The following is a 16,601-nucleotide window of genomic DNA, read 5'->3' as shown; positions in this document are numbered from 1 at the left end:
ATTCTTCTTTACTGGGGCTGCTTCGCAGCCCAACGCGGGCGGTGCGACGATTCGACAAGCCCGCTCGCCACGAAAGCTCTACCTAATGGTGTTTAAGCGTCTAGCTTGAGTTGTGTAGATACCTATGCTGCGATCGCCGCCCAATCGCAGGGTGGCTCACACACCCATCTCACAACGACAAACCCCCGCTGTACAGCCCATACGCCGCCAGCCCCGCGCCCGCAACCACGCCGCTGAAAATGCCTTTTTCGATAGGCGTAAATAAGGGCAAGCCCTGCTCGCGTTTAGCCAGGGCGAATAGAATGACGCCCGGCGCGTACAGCAGCGCCGACAACAACAGGTATTTTAGGCCCCCGGCGTAGAGCAGCCACAGCGCATACCCCAGCGCGATCAGGCCCACCAGCAAATCCTTGATGCGCTGGCGTGCGGCGCCTTGGTAGGTTTCGCCGCGCCCGCTGAGCAGCACGGCGTAGGCCGCAGACCACAGGTAGGGCACGAGGATCATCGACGATGCGAGGTAAATCAACGTGGTGTAGGTGCTGTGGGAAAACAGCGTGATCACCAGAAAGAGCTGGATCATCACATTGGTCATCCACAGCGCGTTGACCGGCACCTGATTGGCGTTTTCCTTTTTCAGAAACGCCGGCATGGTGTTGCCGTGAGCGGTGGCATAAAGAATTTCGGCACATAACAGCGCCCATGACAGCAAGGCGCCGAGCAGCGACACCGCCAGGCCAATGCTGATCAGCAGCGCGCCCCACGGCCCGACAATATGCTCCAGCACGCCCGCCAGTGACGGGTTTTGCAGCTGCGCCAGTTCCGGCTGGCTCATGATGCCCAGCGACAACACATTCACCAGCACCAACAGCGCCAGCACGCCGAGAAACCCGATCACGGTGGCGCGGCCCACGTCCGAGCGTTTCTCGGCCCGCGCCGAATAGACACTGGCGCCCTCAATGCCGATAAACACAAACACGGTGACCAGCATCATGTTGCGCACCTGATCCACCACGCTGCCAATGCTCGGGTTGCCCAGCCCCCACATATCGCGGGTGAAAATATCGGCCTTGAACGCCACGGCGGCGATCACGATAAACATCAGCAGCGGCACGATCTTCGCGACGGTGGTGATCTGGTTGATGAACGCAGCCTCCTTGATCCCGCGCAGCACCAGAAAATGCACGGCCCACAGCAACAGCGAGGCGCAGGCAATCGCGATGGGCGTATTGCCTTGGCCGAACACCGGGAAAAAGTAACCGAGGGTGCTGAATAGCAACACGAAGTAACCGACATTGCCCATCCACGCACTGATCCAGTACCCCCAGGCCGATGAGAAACCCATGTAGTCGCCGAAACCGGCTTTCGCGTAGGCGTACACCCCGGAATCCAGTTCAGGTTTGCGGTTGGCCAGGGTCTGGAACACAAACGCAAGGGTGAGCATGCCCACGGCGGTGATCGCCCAGCCGATCAACACCGCGCCCACCTCAGCGCGCGCGGCCATATTTTGCGGCAGGGAGAAAATCCCGCCACCAATCATTGAGCCGACCACCAGGGCAATCAAGGCACCCAATCGAAGTTTCTGGGCCGGTTGAGACATGCACACTCCTGGATATAAATCGACTGGGCTGACAACTGTGCACTCAACTAATTATCCAGCCAAGTGTAGCGTTTATGAGTGATGGCAGATAAAACGGGCGCACTCATAACTTAATCATATGTCAATTAATAGCGTTTATGATTATTTGAAATTTAAACTTAGCTAGCACTTTGCCACTTTATTATCCGATAGAAAGTTCTTGAAAAAGGTTGCACATTCGGCAAATAGGGCTAGTTTCAACCGTCCACACCCTCTGACTAATTAATTAACTAAAAAGGGCACAAGGCTCCGGGAAGCGCCTGTGCAACGACTTATATCGCCTGCAGCTTTCCAATCTAAGCCATTAATTCACAATGGAATGTGCCAATGAAGTGATCTGAGTCAGCTGTTTGATTAGCGCACGGAATTATTCTGTGTTCTCTCTTCTCCTGCATTGGAGTCACGTCATGTCTGAAACTCCCGGAAAACTTCGATTAGGCGCACTGGTCGCGCTTGTCGTCGGCTCAATGATTGGCGGCGGGATTTTCTCTCTGCCGCAAAACATGGCCGCCAGCGCCGATGTGGGCGCGGTATTGATCGGCTGGGTGATCACCGCCGTCGGCATGCTCACCCTCGCGTTCGTGTTCCAGACCCTCGCCAACCGCAAGCCCGACCTCGACGGCGGGGTGTACGCCTACGCCAAGGCCGGTTTCGGCGACTACATGGGTTTCTCATCGGCATGGGGTTACTGGATAAGCGCCTGGCTGGGCAATGTCGGTTATTTCGTGTTGCTGTTCAGCACCCTGGGTTACTTTTTTCCGATCTTCGGTGAAGGCAACACACCCGCTGCGGTGATCGGCGCGTCGGTATTGCTGTGGGCCGTGCATTTTTTGGTGCTGCGCGGGATCAAAGAGGCCGCGTTCATCAACCTGGTGACCACCGTCGCCAAGGTGGTGCCGCTGGTGCTGTTCGTATTGATCGCGGTGTTCGCATTCAAACTGGACATCTTCACCGCCGACATCTGGGGCGTGAAAAACCCCGACCTGGGCAGTGTGATGAACCAGGTGCGCAACATGATGCTGGTCACCGTGTGGGTGTTTATCGGCATCGAAGGCGCGAGCATCTTCTCGTCCCGTGCGGAAAAACGCAGCGACGTGGGCAAGGCCACCGTCATCGGGTTTATCACCGTGCTGCTGTTCCTGATGCTGGTGAACGTGCTGTCCCTGGGGATCATGACCCAGCCGGAACTGGCCAAGCTGCAGAACCCGTCGATGGCCGCCGTGCTGGAGCATGTGGTCGGTCATTGGGGCGCTGTGCTGATCAGCGTCGGCCTGATTATCTCGCTGCTGGGCGCGCTGCTGTCGTGGGTGCTGCTGTGTGCGGAGATCATGTTCGCCGCCGCCAAGGACCACACCATGCCAGCGTTTTTGCGCAAGGAAAACGCCAACCACGTACCGGTCAATGCGCTGTGGCTGACCAACGCGATGGTGCAGATTTTCCTGGTGATTACGCTGTTTTCCGCCAGCACCTACCTGTCGCTGATCTACCTCGCCACCTCGATGATTCTGGTGCCTTACCTGTGGTCGGCGGCCTACGCGCTGCTGCTGGCGGTGCGCTGCGAGACCTACGAAAACGCCCTCGCCGAGCGCAAGAAAGACCTGTTCATCGGCGCCATCTCGCTGATCTACGCGGTCTGGCTGCTCTACGCCGGTGGCACCAAATACCTGCTGCTCTCCGCCCTGCTCTACGCCCCCGGCGCGATTCTGTTCGCCAAGGCCAAGCATGAACTGGGCAAACCGATTTTCACCAACGTCGAGAAACTGATTTTCGCCGCAGTGGTTGTGGGCGCCCTGGTGGCGGCCTATGGGCTCTACGACGGTTTCCTGACCTTGTAACTGATGTTCCTTGGAGGATCTGTAATGACCACCGAAAAAGTGAAGTACGGCGTACATTCCGAAGCCGGCAAACTGCGCAAAGTCATGGTGTGCTCCCCAGGCTTGGCCCACCAGCGGCTGACCCCCAACAACTGCGATGAACTGCTGTTCGATGATGTGCTGTGGGTGGCCCAGGCCAAGCGCGATCATTTCGACTTTGTGACCAAGATGCGCGAGCGCGACATCGATGTGCTGGAAATGCACAACCTGCTGACTGACATCGTCGCCATCCCCGACGCGCTGGACTGGATCCTGGCGCGCAAGATCACCTCCAACACCGTTGGCCTGGGCCTGGTCGATGAAGTCGGCTCCTGGCTGCGCAGCCTGGAGCCGCGCAAGATTGCCGAGTTCCTGATCGGCGGCGTGTCGGCCGATGACCTGCCGAGCAGCTTCGGTGGCAAGACCATCGAGATGTTCCGCGACTTCCTCGGCCACGCCAGCTTCATCCTGCCACCGCTGCCCAACACCCAGTTCACCCGTGACACCACCTGCTGGATCTACGGCGGCGTGACGCTCAACCCGATGTACTGGCCGGCGCGACGCCAGGAAACCCTGCTGGCCAGCGCCATCTATAAATTCCACCCAGAGTTCACCAACGCGGACTTCCAGATCTGGTACGGCGACCCCGACCAGGAACACGGTGCCGCCACGCTGGAAGGCGGCGACGTGATGCCGATCGGCAACGGCGTGGTGTTGATCGGCATGGGCGAACGTTCGTCCCACCAAGCGATCGGCCAACTGGCGCGCAACCTGTTCAAGAATAAGGCCGTGGAACGGGTGATCGTTGCCGGCCTGCCGAAGTCCCGCGCAGCGATGCACCTGGACACCGTGTTCAGCTTCTGCGACCGCGACCTGGTGACCATCTTCCCCGAAGTGGTCAACCAGATTGTCCCCTTCACCCTGCGCCCTGACGAAAGCAAGCCGCACGGTATCGACATCCAGCGCGAAAAAACCAACTTCCTCGAAACCGTGGCCGCAGCCCTCAACCTCAAGGCCTTGCGCGTGGTGGAAACCGGCGGCAACAGCTTCGCCGCCGAGCGTGAGCAGTGGGATGACGGCAACAACGTGGTGGCCGTGGAGCCCGGCGTGGTGATCGGTTACGACCGCAATACCTACACCAACACCTTGCTGCGCAAGGCCGGTGTGGAAGTCATCACCATCAGCGCCGGTGAACTCGGCCGGGGGCGTGGCGGCGGCCACTGCATGACCTGCCCGATCATCCGCGACCCTATCGACTATTAAGGAGATTCCATCATGGCTTTTAATATGCGCAACCGCAGCCTGCTGTCGCTGATGCACCACACGACTCGCGAGCTCAACTACCTGCTGGACCTGTCCCGCGACCTCAAACGCGCCAAATACACCGGCACTGAGCGCCCGCACCTGAAGGGCAAAAACATCGCGCTGATCTTCGAAAAAACCTCGACCCGCACCCGTTGCGCGTTCGAAGTGGCGGCCCATGACCAGGGCGCCCACGTCACCTACATTGACCCGGTGTCGTCGCAGATCGGCCACAAGGAGAGCATGAAAGACACGGCCCGCGTGCTTGGCCGCATGTTCGACGCCATTGAGTACCGTGGCTTTGCACAGGAAATCGTCGAAGAGCTGGCCAAGTTCGCCGGCGTGCCGGTGTTCAACGGCCTGACCGCCGAATTCCACCCGACGCAAATGATCGCCGACACCCTGACCATGCGCGAACACAGCGACAAGCCGCTGCATGACATCAGTTACGCCTACCTGGGCGATGCGCGCTACAACATGGGCAACTCGCTGCTGATGATCGGCGCCAAACTCGGCATGGATGTGCGCATCGGCGCGCCGAAAGCGCTGTGGCCGAGCGAGGATTTCATCAAGCAATGCCAGGCCTTTGCCGAAGAAAGCGGCGCGCGCATCACCATCACTGAAGACCCGAAAGAAGCGGTGAAAGGCGTGGACTTTATTCACACCGATATCTGGGTGTCGATGGGCGAGCCGGTGGAAGCATGGGACGAGCGTATCGAGCAACTGCTGCCGTACCAGGTCAACGCCACGATGATGAAAGCCTCGGGCAACCCTCGGGTGAAATTCATGCACTGCCTGCCGGCGTTTCACAACAGCGAGACCAAGGTCGGCAAGGACATCGCCGCGCGGTATCCGAACCTTGCCAATGGCGTGGAAGTGACGGAAGAAGTGTTTGAGTCGCCGGCGAATATTGCCTTTGAGCAAGCGGAAAACCGCATGCACACCATCAAGGCGATTCTGGTGTCGGCACTGGCGGATATCTAACCCTCACCACCGCTCCCACTGTCGAAACACGGTCAAAACTGTGGGAGGGGGCTTGCTCCCGATGGCAGTGTGTCAGCTACACATGCGGTGACTGACATACCGCCATCGGGAGCAAGCCCCCTCCCACATTGGGTCCGGTGTTCACAAGGCTGAATTTTAGAAGGATTGCATTATGCGTATCGTCGTTGCACTGGGCGGTAACGCCCTGCTCCGCCGTGGTGAACCCATGACGGCGGACAACCAACGCGCCAACATCCGGGTCGCCACCGAACAGATTGCCAAAATCTACCCCGGCAACGAGCTGGTGATCGCCCACGGCAATGGCCCGCAAGTCGGCCTGTTGTCGCTGCAGGCGGCGGCCTACACCCAGGTTTCGCCTTACCCGCTGGACGTGCTCGGCGCTGAAACCGAGGGCATGATCGGCTACATCATCGAACAGGAACTGGGCAACCTGCTGGACTTCGAAGTGCCGTTCGCCACCCTGCTCACCCAAGTGGAAGTGGACGCCAACGACCCAGCGTTCCAGAACCCGACCAAGCCCATCGGCCCGGTGTATTCCAAAGCCGAAGCGGAAAAACTCGCCGCTGAAAAAGGCTGGGCCATCGCGCCGGATGGCGACAAATACCGCCGCGTGGTCGCCAGCCCGCGCCCCAAACGCATCTTTGAAATACGCCCGATCATCTGGCTGCTGGAAAAAGGCAGCATCGTAATCTGCGCCGGTGGTGGCGGCATTCCAACGATGTACGGTGACGACGGCAAGCTGAAAGGCATAGAAGCCGTCATCGACAAAGACTTGTGTTCGTCCCTGCTCGCCGGGCAATTGCACGCCGATTTGCTGGTGATCGCCACCGACGTCAACGCGGCGTTTATCGATTTCGGCAAGCCAACCCAAAAAGCCATCGCCCAGGCCCACCCCGACGATATGGAAAAACTCGGCTTCGCCGCCGGTTCCATGGGGCCCAAGGTGCAAGCCGCCTGCGAGTTCGCCCGTCAGACTGGCAAAACCGCAGTCATCGGTTCACTCTCGGACATCGAAGCCATCGTCCAGGGCAATGCTGGCACACGCATCAGCACGGCAACACCTGGCATCACCTACCTGTGAAGTAGAGGAGAAACGCCTATGGCGACTTTTGAACCCGGCCACCTGCATGTCGAACGTCACGCGCTCAACAAGGATGACTACAGCTACAACCTGTGCATCGACTATGAAGTCAGCCAGGACCCCAAGGAAGGCAAGGGGATGCTGTTCAAGCTGCACGGTTCGGTACAGGGCAAGGACCTCAAGGAAGAGTTCTTTCTACCCAAGGATCAGGCGTTTGACTTCGCCCGGCATGCGATGAACATTGCGCAGAAATACGGGATGCCGAAGATTGCCGTGCTCAATGGTTCGATGCACAAGCAGTACGACATGATGTTCGAAGATGTGCGGCATCAGCTGGATGTGAAATCGGGCGACCCGGTCAAGCCCGAACACCTGGAGTAATCCCTTTCTCACAGGCAAAACAAAGCAAATGTGGGAGGGGGCTTGCTCCCGATAGCAGTGTTTCAGTTAATGAATAAGTGACTGATCCACCGCCATCGGGAGCAAGCCCCCTCCCACATTTAGATCTCCACCACCTGCCAGATTTCACCTGCTCACTCCTACAAGGCATACTTGCCGCCTCCAGCTCCCCAGAATTGCTAGCACCCCATGCGTATCCACGTCAGCTTCATCGACCGCGTCGGCATTACCCAGGAAGTCCTGGCCTTGCTCGGCGGGCGCAATCTCAACCTGGATGCGGTGGAGATGGTGCCGCCCAACGTGTATATCGACGCGCCGACCCTCAGCGCCGACGTACTCGAAGAGCTGCGCGACGCCCTGTTCAGCGTGCAGGGCGTGCAAGCCGTCACCGTGGTCGACATCCTCCCCGGCCAACGCCGCCACTTGCAACTCGACGCCCTGCTGGCCGCGATGACTGACCCGGTGCTGGCCCTGGACAGTGCGGGCAAGATTCTGCTGGCCAACCCGGCGCTGATCGCCCTGTACGGTCGCGAACCGGCCGGGGAAAGCATCAGCGAGCTGTTCAACGACCCGCTGCTGCTCGACACGTTGCTGGAGCATGGCTTTCGCTTGGCCCTGCGCGAGATCAGCGTCAACGGGCAAACCTTGCTGCTGGACGCCACGCCGATTACCGACGCCGGCGCCCTGCTCACCCTCTACCAACCCAATCGCATCGGCGAGCAACTCTCGGCGCTGCACCATGACCACGCCGAAGGTTTTGATGCGCTGCTCGGCGAGTCGCCGGTGATTCGCACCCTCAAGGCACGGGCACAACGGGTGGCGGCGCTGGATGCACCGTTGTTGATCCAGGGCGAAACCGGCACCGGCAAAGAGTTGGTCGCGCGTGCCTGCCATGCCATCAGCGCGCGCCACAGTGCGCCGTTCCTGGCGTTGAACTGTGCGGCGCTGCCGGAGAACCTGGCCGAGAGTGAATTGTTCGGCTATGCCCCCGGCGCGTTTACCGGCGCGCAGCGGGGCGGCAAGCCGGGGCTGATGGAGCTGGCGAACCAAGGCACGGTATTTCTCGATGAGATTGGCGAAATGTCGCCGTACCTGCAGGCCAAGCTGCTGCGCTTTTTGAATGACGGCAGTTTCCGCCGCGTCGGCGGCGACCGTGAAGTGAAGGTCAATGTGCGCATCCTCAGCGCCACTCACCGCGATCTGGAAAAGATGGTCAGTGAGGGCACCTTCCGCGAAGACCTGTTTTACCGCCTTAACGTACTCAACGTTGAAGTGCCGCCTCTGCGTGAGCGCGGACAGGACATCCTGTTGCTCGCCCGCTATTTCATGCAGCAGGCCTGTGCACAGATTCAGCGCCCGGTCTGCCGCCTGGCACCCGGCACCTACCCGGCGCTGTTGGGCAACCGCTGGCCGGGCAATGTGCGTCAGTTGCAAAATGTGATCTTCCGCGCGGCGGCCATCTGCGAAAGCACGTTGGTGGACATTGGTGACCTGGACATCGCCGGCACCTCAGTGGCGCGCCAGAACGATGGCGAAGTCGACAGCCTGGAACAGGCGGTGGAAGACTTCGAGCGCGACTTGCTGGAGAAGCTCTACGCCAGTTACCCCTCAACCCGTCAGCTGGCGAGCCGCCTGCAAACCTCCCACACGGCGATTGCCCATCGCCTGCGAAAGTACGGCATCCCGAATAAATCCTGACTAAAACGCGGTCAAACTGTGGGAGCGGGCTTGCTCGCGAAAGCGGTGGGTCAGTCACCTGACTTATAAACTGACACGCCGCCTTCGCGAGCAAGCCCGCTCCCACACTGAATGCATTCCAAATTCTGGTCCAGGAACGACATCCACTGTACTGAAAGCGCTACAGCGTAACGATATCGCTACAACCCAGCTTTTTACGCGCCATGCAAGGCTTTGATCCACATAGGCTTTTTTTCTTGCGCCAAGGTGTAGCGAAATCGCTACACCTGAAAATGACAAGCCTGCCATCAAATTGATCAAGCCATTGATTTATAAAGACTTAAAAACATTGGCCGCGATATTGCTAAGTAACTCTTCATTATTCCAATCCCGTCCACCAGACGAATCTGGCCCCGAGGAGTTTCCATGAGCGAGTTGCGTTTTACTGAAGACCACGAATGGCTGCGCGCCGAAGCTGACGGCAGCGTGACTGTAGGTATCACCGCATTCGCGCAGAACGCGCTGGGTGATGTGGTTTTCGTGCAACTGCCGGAGTTGCAGGTCTACGCCAAGGGCGCTGAAGCGTCCACCGTAGAATCGGTCAAAGCCGCCAGCGGCGTGTACATGCCATTGGACGGTGAAGTGCTGGAAGTGAACGACAAACTGGATGGCAGCCCGGAACTGGTCAACGAAGACCCGATGGGCGAAGGCTGGTTCTTCCGCTTTAAACCGGCTGATGCCGAAGCGGTCGCTAAACTGTTGGATCAGGATGCGTACGACCGTCTGATCAAAGCCAACGCTGAAGCTTGAGGAGCGCGCCATGAGTATCAACCTGAGCACCGCCAACGAATTCATCGCCCGCCACATCGGCCCGCGCCCGGAAGATAAGCAGCACATGCTCGCCAGCCTGGGTTTTGACTCCCTGGAAGCCCTGAGCGCCAGCGTCATCCCGCAAAGCATCAAGGGCACCAGCGTGCTCGGCCTGGAAGACGGCTTGAGCGAAGCTCAGGCCCTGGCCAGAATCAAGGCCATCGCCGGCAAAAACCAACTGTTCAAGACCTACATCGGCCAGGGCTACTACAACTGCCACACGCCGTCGCCGATCCTGCGCAACCTGCTGGAAAACCCGGCCTGGTACACCGCTTACACCCCGTACCAGCCAGAAATTTCCCAGGGCCGCCTGGAATCGCTGCTGAATTTCCAGACCCTGATCAGCGACCTCACCGGCCTGCCGATCGCCAACGCCTCGCTGCTCGATGAAGCCACCGCTGCCGCCGAAGCCATGACCTTCTGCAAGCGCTTGAGCAAGAATAAAGGCAGCAATGCGTTCTTCGCCTCGGTGCACAGCCACCCGCAAACCCTCGACGTGCTGCGCACCCGTGCCGAGCCGTTGGGCATTGACGTGGTGGTGGGCGATGAGCGCGAGCTGACTGACGTCAGCCCGTTCTTCGGCGCCCTGCTGCAATACCCGGCCAGCAACGGTGACGTGTTTGATTACCGCGAACTGACCGAGCGTTTCCACGCCGCCAACGCTCTGGTAGCCGTGGCCGCCGACCTGCTGGCCCTGACGCTGCTGACCCCGCCGGGCGAGTTCGGCGCCGACGTGGCCATCGGCAGCGCGCAACGCTTCGGCGTGCCGCTGGGTTTTGGCGGCCCGCACGCGGCCTACTTCTCCACCAAGGATGCATTCAAGCGCGACATGCCGGGCCGTCTGGTCGGTGTGTCCGTGGACCGTTTCGGCAAGCCGGCCCTGCGCCTGGCCATGCAGACCCGCGAGCAACATATCCGTCGCGAGAAGGCCACCAGCAACATCTGCACCGCCCAAGTATTGCTGGCCAACATCGCCAGCATGTACGCCGTGTACCACGGCCCCAAAGGCCTGACCCAGATCGCCCAGCGTGTGCACCAGCTGACCGCGATCCTGGCCAAAGGCTTGACCGCCCTGGGCCTCAAGGTCGAGCAGCAACACTTCTTCGACACTATTACCCTCAACACCGGCGCCCACACCGACGCCCTGCACAGCAAGGCCCGCGCCCAGCGCATCAACCTGCGTGTGGTCGATGCTGAGCGTCTTGGCCTGTCGGTCGACGAAACCACCACCCAGGCCGATATCGAAGCCTTGTGGGCAATTTTCGCCGCCGGCAAGGCACTGCCAGCCTTCACCGAGACCGAAACCACCCTGCCGGCCGCGCTGCTGCGCCAGTCGCCGATCCTCAGCCACCCGGTGTTCAACCGTTATCACTCCGAAACCGAGCTGATGCGCTACCTGCGCAAGCTGGCCGACAAGGACCTGGCGCTGGACCGCACCATGATCCCGCTGGGCTCGTGCACCATGAAACTCAACGCCGCCAGCGAAATGATCCCGGTGACCTGGGCCGAGTTCGGTGCCCTGCACCCGTTCGCACCCGCAGAGCAAAGCGCGGGCTACCTGGAGCTGACTTCGGACCTGGAAGCCATGCTCTGCGCGGCCACCGGTTACGACGCGATCTCGCTGCAGCCAAACGCCGGTTCACAGGGCGAGTACGCAGGCCTCTTAGCCATTCGTGCCTACCACCAGAGCCGTGGCGATGAGCGCCGCGACATCTGCCTGATCCCGTCTTCCGCTCATGGTACCAACCCGGCGACCGCCAACATGGCCGGTATGCGTGTGGTGGTCACCGCCTGCGACGCGCGTGGCAACGTCGACATCGACGACCTGCGCGCCAAGGCCATTGAGCACCGCGAGCACCTGGCCGCGCTGATGATCACCTACCCGTCCACCCACGGTGTGTTCGAAGAAGGCATCCGCGAAATCTGCGGAGTCATTCACGACAACGGCGGCCAGGTGTACATCGACGGCGCCAACATGAATGCGATGGTCGGCCTGTGCGCACCGGGCAAGTTCGGCGGCGACGTGTCCCACCTGAACCTGCACAAAACCTTCTGCATCCCCCACGGCGGTGGCGGCCCGGGCGTTGGCCCGATTGGCGTCAAATCCCACCTCGCGCCATTCCTGCCAGGCCACGCGGCCATGGAACGCAAGGAAGGCGCGGTGTGCGCGGCGCCGTTCGGCAGCGCGAGCATTTTGCCGATCACCTGGATGTACATCAGCATGATGGGCGGCGCAGGCCTCAAACGCGCGTCGCAGCTGGCGATCCTGAATGCCAACTACATTTCCCGTCGCCTGGAAGAGCACTACCCCGTGCTCTACACCGGCAGCAACGGTTTGGTGGCCCACGAATGCATCCTCGATCTGCGCCCGCTCAAAGACAGCAGCGGCATCAGCGTGGATGACGTGGCCAAGCGCCTGATCGACTTCGGCTTCCATGCACCGACCATGTCGTTCCCGGTGGCGGGAACGCTGATGATCGAGCCGACCGAAAGTGAATCCAAAGAAGAGCTGGACCGCTTCTGCGACGCGATGATCGCCATCCGCGAAGAGATTCGCGCGGTGGAAAACGGCACGCTGGACAAGGACGACAACCCACTGAAAAACGCGCCGCACACCGCCGCCGAGCTGGTGGACGAATGGACTCATCCGTACAGCCGCGAGCAAGCGGTGTATCCCGTGGCGTCGTTGATCGACGGCAAATACTGGCCGCCGGTTGGCCGGGTCGACAACGTGTTTGGCGATCGCAACCTGGTGTGTGCGTGCCCGTCGATCGAGAGCTACGCGTAACCTGAAAATGTACTCGGTCAAAAATGTGGGAGCGGGCTTGCTCGCGAAAGCGGTGTATCAGTCATGGATGTATCAACTGATACACCGCATTCGCGAGCAAGCCCGCTCCCACAGTTGACCGAGTCGGCTTCCAGAAAATAATAAGAAACCGGAGAACAACCATGTCCCTTAGCGTGTTCGACCTGTTCAAGATTGGCATCGGCCCCTCCAGTTCCCACACCGTCGGCCCGATGCGCGCCGCTGCCCGTTTCGCCGAAGGGTTGCGACGTGACGACCTGCTGATCGCCACCGCCTGCGTCAAGGTGGAGCTCTACGGTTCACTCGGCGCCACCGGCAAAGGCCACGGCAGCGACAAGGCCGTACTGCTCGGCCTGGAAGGCGAACACCCGGACACCGTGAACACTGAAACCGTAGCCGCGCGTCTGGCGCAAGTGCGCAAAGACGGCCGCCTGAATTTGCTCGGTGAACACAGCATTGCGTTCAACGAGAAAGAACACTTGGCGATGATTCGCAAACCCCTCGCCTACCATCCCAACGGCATGATTTTTCGGGCCTTCGACGCCGCCAACATTCAGATTCGCAGCCGCGAGTACTACTCGGTCGGCGGTGGTTTTGTGGTGGATGAAGACGCCGCCGGCGCCGACCGCATCGTCGAAGACGCCACACCGCTGACCTTCCCGTTCAAACACGCCAAGGACTTGCTTGGGCATTGCACCACTTACGGGCTGTCGATCAGCCAAGTGATGCTGACCAATGAAAGCGCCTGGCGCCCCGAAGCGGAGACCCGCGCCGGCCTGCTGAAAATTTGGCAAGTGATGCAGGACTGCGTGGACGCGGGCTGTCGCAATGAAGGGATTTTGCCTGGCGGCTTGAAGGTCAAGCGCCGCGCGGCTGCGCTGCATCGGCAGTTGTGCAAGCACCCGGAGTCGGCGCTGCGTGATCCACTGTCGGTGCTCGATTGGGTCAACCTTTACGCGCTGGCGGTCAACGAAGAAAACGCCAACGGCGGGCGCGTGGTCACGGCGCCCACCAACGGTGCGGCCGGGATTGTGCCGGCGGTGCTGCATTACTACATGCGCTTCATCCCCGGCTCGAACGAAGACGGCGTGGTGCGCTTTCTGCTCACCGCCGCCGCCATCGGCATTCTGTACAAGGAAAACGCGTCGATCTCCGGCGCTGAAGTCGGCTGTCAGGGTGAAGTCGGCGTGGCCTGTTCGATGGCTGCCGGTGCGTTGTGTGAAGTGCTGGGCGGCACGGTTTCCCAAGTGGAAAACGCCGCCGAGATCGGCATGGAACACAACCTTGGTCTGACGTGCGACCCCATCGGCGGGCTGGTGCAGGTGCCGTGCATCGAGCGCAATGCCATGGGATCGGTGAAGGCAATCAATGCAGTGCGCATGGCCTTGCGCGGCGATGGGCAACACTTTGTATCCCTCGACAAGGTCATCCGCACCATGCGCCAGACCGGCGCCGACATGAAAAGCAAATACAAGGAAACCGCCCGTGGCGGTTTGGCGGTCAACATTATCGAGTGCTGACGCCCAAAGGCGCGTCCGCACGTTTTTCAGGAGCTGAATATGTCCACCGAAACCCTGTTGAAAACCCCTCTGCACGCGCTGCACCTTGAGCTCGGCGCGCGCATGGTGCCCTTCGCCGGCTACGACATGCCGGTGCAATACCCACTCGGCGTGATGAAGGAGCACCAGCACACCCGTGATCAGGCCGGGTTGTTCGACGTGTCCCACATGGGCCAGATCCGTCTGACCGGCACAAATGCTGCCAAAGCCCTGGAAACTCTGGTGCCCGTCGACATCATCGACCTGCCGGTGGGCATGCAGCGCTACGCCATGTTCACAGACGGCCAGGGCGGCATTCTTGACGACCTGATGGTGGCCAACCTGGGCAATGACGAGCTGTTCCTGGTGGTCAACGCTGCCTGCAAGGACCAGGACCTGGCGCACCTGCGCGCGCACATTGGTGACCAATGCACCATCGAGCCGCTGTTCGAAGAGCGCGCCCTGCTGGCCCTGCAAGGCCCGGCGGCCGTGAAAGTGCTGGCGCGCCTGGCACCAGAAGTCACCAAAATGACCTTCATGCAGTTCGCCACCCTGCGCCTGCTCGGCGTGGACTGCTACGTGAGCCGCTCGGGCTACACCGGCGAAGACGGTTTTGAAATCTCCGTGCCCGCGGCCAATGCCGAAAGCCTGGCGCGCAGCCTGCTCGCCGAAACCGAAGTACAAGCGATTGGCCTCGGCGCCCGCGACTCGCTGCGTCTGGAAGCTGGCCTGTGCCTGTACGGCCACGACATGAACACCGAAACCACCCCGATTGAAGCCAGCCTGCTCTGGGCCATCTCCAAGGCCCGCCGTGCCGATGGCGCGCGTGCCGGTGGCTTCCCGGGTGCAGACCGCATCTTCACGCAACAACAAGCCGGTGTGAGCCGCAAGCGTGTCGGCCTGTTGCCGCAAGAGCGGACTCCGGTGCGTGAAGGCGCAGAAATCGTCGACGAACACGGTACCGTGATCGGCAGCGTATGCAGCGGCGGTTTCGGTCCAACCTTGGGCGGCCCGTTAGCCATGGGTTACCTGGACAGCGCATTCATCGCACTGGACACCGAAGTGTCTGCGTTGGTACGTGGGAAAAAAGTGCCACTACGCGTAAGTAAAATGCCATTTGTGCCGCAACGGTACTACCGTGGCTGATTGACTGTTCCTATAAGTAACGCGGTTGCGTCAGCGTGCACTACTCTGTAACGCAACCGCCATAAAACAGTGCATTACGATAGTCATTACAGTAGGAACTTAGCTGTAACAAGTGATCAACTCTATCAACTATATGGGATCCACTGAGCGGAGTAAAAGTGCCATCAAGCCGAGCAAACACTGGGGTTTTGTCAGGGCTTGTTTTTTCTCCGATAGTTGGCGTAGAGTTTGATCACTGTGTTTGCATGGGTCGCTTGGAACCTGGACCTGGGCAGTAGCTGAAGTAGTTGTGCTACACCCCGTTCGACGTCTCTTACTTTCCTGCAACTCAGCCCAGTGCTCTTTCATATGAAAGAGGCTGTCATTAATTTTAAGCGTCAAAGGAAAGAAGAAAATGGCTGAACGTCAGAGCGGTACCGTCAAGTGGTTTAACGACGAGAAAGGGTTTGGTTTTATCACTCCAGAAAGCGGGCCGGATCTGTTCGTGCATTTCCGCGCTATTCAGGGCAACGGCTTTAAAAGCCTGAAAGAAGGCCAGAAAGTGACCTTCGTTGCTGTGCAAGGCCAGAAAGGCATGCAGGCTGACGAAGTACAAGCAGAAGGTTGATCCTTGCTGCGACAAAAAGCCCCTGATGGTGACATCAGGGGCTTTTTTATGCGCGTTTGTTCGTAGAATGGCGTTTTCCATCCAGAGAAACCTGCCATGTCCAGACCCTTGCTGAATCCACAGGGCGATTTCCCCCCCGTTGGCTTGGGGCGTCGTCTGGCAGCGATGTTCTATGACTTTTTGCTGTGCACTGCGCTGTTGATCGTCACGGCGTTTATCTACAAGTTGGTTTGGATTGCGTTTGTGGGCGAGGCCAAAATGCGCACGCTGACCGAATCCGGGGCACTGGACGGTGACCCGCTGCTGTCGACGATTTTGTTTTTTGTGTTGTTTGGGTTTTTTGCCAAGTTTTGGACGTATTCGGGGCAGACTCTGGGTATGCAGGTGTGGGGGGTTCGCGTGCAGAACGCGGATGGGTCGCGGATTAGCCTGTGGCAGGCGTTGTTGCGGTTTGTGGTGTCGATTGCTTCGTGGCTGTGTTTGGGGCTTGGGTTTATTTGGTCGCTGGTGGATAAGCAGAAGCGTGGGTGGCATGACATTTATTCGGATACGCGGTTGGTGCGGGTGCCGAAGAAGGTTGGGTGATTGGGGGTGGGTTGGGGGCATATCCGTTGCTGCGGTAACGGCTGCTTATGGTTCCGCTCTTACAGCGGCTCACTTTTGGAAAGACCCAAAAGTAAG

13 protein-coding genes are annotated in these 16,601 nt (G+C 59.8%); 12 read left to right on the top strand and 1 reads right to left on the bottom strand.

Annotation, left to right across the window (positions count from 1 at the left end):
* Positions 1-169 precede the first annotated feature (169 nt).
* A complete protein-coding gene (gene arcD / locus Q7C20_RS25670) occupies positions 170-1,597 on the bottom strand; it encodes an arginine-ornithine antiporter (protein ID WP_375071036.1) in 1,428 nt (475 codons plus the stop codon).
* Between the two features lie 446 nt (positions 1,598-2,043).
* On the opposite strand from arcD (Q7C20_RS25670), the gene arcD (Q7C20_RS25665) reads away from it, so the two are divergent.
* The 12 genes from arcD (Q7C20_RS25665) to Q7C20_RS25610 all read left to right on the top strand — a co-directional run bounded on the left by arcD (Q7C20_RS25665) (position 2,044) and on the right by Q7C20_RS25610 (position 16,505).
* Positions 2,044-3,471, top strand: a complete 1,428-nt coding sequence (gene arcD, locus Q7C20_RS25665; RefSeq protein WP_375071035.1) for an arginine-ornithine antiporter — start codon at positions 2,044-2,046, stop codon at positions 3,469-3,471.
* Positions 3,472-3,495: 24 nt separating this feature from the next.
* Positions 3,496-4,752, top strand: coding sequence for an arginine deiminase (gene arcA, locus Q7C20_RS25660; RefSeq protein WP_375071034.1), 1,257 nt, complete (start codon positions 3,496-3,498; stop codon positions 4,750-4,752).
* Positions 4,753-4,764: 12 nt separating this feature from the next.
* Entirely contained in the window at positions 4,765-5,775 is a 1,011-nt protein-coding gene (locus tag Q7C20_RS25655; RefSeq protein ID WP_375071033.1) for an ornithine carbamoyltransferase, read from the top strand.
* Between the two features lie 172 nt (positions 5,776-5,947).
* Complete coding sequence (gene arcC, locus Q7C20_RS25650; protein WP_375071032.1) at positions 5,948-6,877, top strand: carbamate kinase; 930 nt, start codon at positions 5,948-5,950, stop codon at positions 6,875-6,877.
* Between the two features lie 18 nt (positions 6,878-6,895).
* Complete coding sequence (locus tag Q7C20_RS25645; RefSeq protein ID WP_348061067.1) at positions 6,896-7,258, top strand: DUF5064 family protein; 363 nt, start codon at positions 6,896-6,898, stop codon at positions 7,256-7,258.
* 207 nt (positions 7,259-7,465) lie between these two features.
* Positions 7,466-8,974 carry a sigma-54-dependent transcriptional regulator gene (locus Q7C20_RS25640; protein WP_375071031.1) on the top strand — a complete coding sequence of 503 codons (1,509 nt, stop codon included), beginning with the start codon at positions 7,466-7,468 and terminating at the stop codon, positions 8,972-8,974.
* Positions 8,975-9,379: 405 nt separating this feature from the next.
* The gene (gene gcvH / locus Q7C20_RS25635; protein ID WP_375071030.1) at positions 9,380-9,763 is read left to right on the top strand and encodes a glycine cleavage system protein GcvH; all 384 of its coding nucleotides are present in this window, start codon (positions 9,380-9,382) and stop codon (positions 9,761-9,763) included.
* Between the two features lie 10 nt (positions 9,764-9,773).
* On the top strand, positions 9,774-12,611 hold the full coding sequence (gene gcvP / locus Q7C20_RS25630; protein WP_375071029.1) for an aminomethyl-transferring glycine dehydrogenase: 2,838 nt from the start codon (positions 9,774-9,776) through the stop codon (positions 12,609-12,611).
* Positions 12,612-12,772: 161 nt separating this feature from the next.
* Positions 12,773-14,149 (top strand): L-serine ammonia-lyase, encoded by a 1,377-nt coding sequence (locus tag Q7C20_RS25625; protein ID WP_375071028.1) that lies wholly within the window; start codon positions 12,773-12,775, stop codon positions 14,147-14,149.
* Positions 14,150-14,188: 39 nt separating this feature from the next.
* Positions 14,189-15,313 (top strand): glycine cleavage system aminomethyltransferase GcvT, encoded by a 1,125-nt coding sequence (gcvT, locus tag Q7C20_RS25620; protein ID WP_375071027.1) that lies wholly within the window; start codon positions 14,189-14,191, stop codon positions 15,311-15,313.
* 394 nt (positions 15,314-15,707) lie between these two features.
* The gene (locus Q7C20_RS25615) at positions 15,708-15,920 is read left to right on the top strand and encodes a cold-shock protein (RefSeq protein WP_003365337.1); all 213 of its coding nucleotides are present in this window, start codon (positions 15,708-15,710) and stop codon (positions 15,918-15,920) included.
* Between the two features lie 96 nt (positions 15,921-16,016).
* Complete coding sequence (locus tag Q7C20_RS25610) at positions 16,017-16,505, top strand: RDD family protein (RefSeq protein ID WP_375071026.1); 489 nt, start codon at positions 16,017-16,019, stop codon at positions 16,503-16,505.
* Positions 16,506-16,601 lie beyond the last annotated feature (96 nt).

The sequence above is a fragment of the Pseudomonas sp. AMR01 genome, from assembly GCF_041946035.1.
In the GTDB taxonomy this organism is placed as follows: Bacteria; Pseudomonadota; Gammaproteobacteria; order Pseudomonadales; family Pseudomonadaceae; genus Aquipseudomonas; species Aquipseudomonas antarctica_B.
This window is presented reverse-complemented; position numbering and strand designations above follow the sequence as displayed.